Annotated in this window: 1 protein-coding gene; it reads left to right on the forward strand. The window is 60.0% G+C overall.

Annotated elements, in window-relative coordinates; all coding sequences use genetic code 11:
• Positions 1 to 315: 315 nt before the first annotated feature.
• A partial coding sequence (locus ACZXDY_RS45695) for a xanthine dehydrogenase family protein molybdopterin-binding subunit (protein WP_464349982.1) occupies positions 316 to 1,835 on the forward strand: 1,520 nt, incomplete at its 3' end.

The raw sequence follows: 1,835 nt of genomic DNA on the forward strand, positions 1-1,835 counted from the left end.
GAAGTGAAGCTTGACCAGATTCAGGTTCAGCATGCGCCGCCAAATCATGCGCTCTACGTCAACTCGATCATAGGTATTCAAAATACAGGTGGTTCCGCCTCTGTCCGCGCCTTCTGGACGCCGCTCCGTCGGGCAGGGGCAGTGGGTCGTAATCTGCTGATTGCGGCAGCCGCAAAGCGCTGGAATGTCGATCCGGCGACTTGCCGCGCCAGCGATGGCGTCGTGTTCGATGCATCAGGCTCGAAGCCTCTGAGCTACGGCGAACTTGCGACCGCCGCGGCGAAATCGCCTGTGCCGCCTGCGGCAAACGTCAGATTGAAGGATCCGAAGGATTTCACCCTGATCGGAACGCGCGCCAAGCGCGTGGATTCATCGATAAAAGTCGATGGGCGCGCGCTCTACGGTATCGATACGCGAATACCGGGTATGAAGGTTGCAACGGTTGCTATTTCGCCCGTGCTCGGTGGCAAAGCGAAAACCGTGAACGAGAACGCCGCGCTGGCAGTGAAGGGCGTGCGGCAGGTGGTCAATATCGATGAAGCTGTTGCCGTGATCGCGGATCACATGGGTGCGGCGAAGAAGGGGCTCGAGGCAGCCGCCATCACGTGGGATGACGGGCCGAACGGCAAGGTCAACAACGCCGATATCGTCAAGCAATTGGAGGAGGAATCCAAAACGCCGGGCGTTGTTGCCCGCAACGAAGGCGATGCGGGGAAGGCCCTTGCGGAGGCAGCGCAACGGGTTGACGCCATTTATCAGGTGCCTTTCCTGGCCCATGCGGCGATGGAGCCGATGAACTGTACCGTTCATCTGCAGAAGGATCGTTGCGACATTTGGGTCGGTACACAGGCGCCTACGATCACGCAGTCTCGGGTGGTCGAACTCACCGGCCTGCCAAAGGATGCGATCAAAATTCATAATCATCTGATTGGCGGCGGCTTCGGCCGAAGGCTGGAGGCCGATGGCACGGTGCTGGCCGTCAAGATCGCCAAGCACGTCGATGCCCCGGTGAAGGTGATCTGGAGCCGCGAGGAAGACATCCAGCACGACATGTATCGGCCGTATTATCTCGATCGGCTGTCGGCCGGACTTGACGCGGCCGGCAAGCCGGTTGCCTGGACGCATCGGATAGCCGGCTCCTCAGTCATGGCTCGCTATTATCCTCCTTACGTCAAGGACGGATTGGACCCCGACGCCGTAGAAGCGGCGGCCGAGCCGCCCTATGCGCTGCCCAATATCCACGTCGACTTTGTCCGAGTCGAGGCCCCCGGTGTCCGGACGTCTTGGTGGCGCGGCGTCGGGCCGACTCACAATGTTTTTGTGGTCGAAAGCTTCATGGATGAGCTCGCTCATGCCGCGAAGCAGGATCCCCTCGCTTACCGCAAGGGATTGCTTGGCCACAATCCGCGAGCGCTCGCTGTTCTGTCGCTCGCGGCGGAAAAAGCAGGGTGGGGATCCCCCCTTCCCGCGCGGCATGGCCGCGGAATTTCGGTACAATTCGCATACGGAAGTTACACGTCGCAGGTCGCCGAGGTCGAAGTGGCGGCCGATGGCTCTGTCAAAGTCAAGCGGATCGTCTGTGCGATTGACTGCGGCATGTACGTCAATCCAGATACGATCGACGCACAGGTTCAAGGTGGAACGCTTTTCGGCCTGACCGCCGCGCTCCATGGGTCAATCACCTTCAAGGATGGACGAGTCGAGCAGAGCAATTTCGACAGCTATCTGCCAATGCGTATCGACCAGGTACCGGTGGTGGAGACACACTTGATCAAGAACGCTGAGGCTCCGGGTGGCGTTGGTGAAGCTCCGACAGCCATTGTCAGTGCTGCAGT

The organism is Bradyrhizobium sp. LeoB3, from assembly GCF_055456055.1.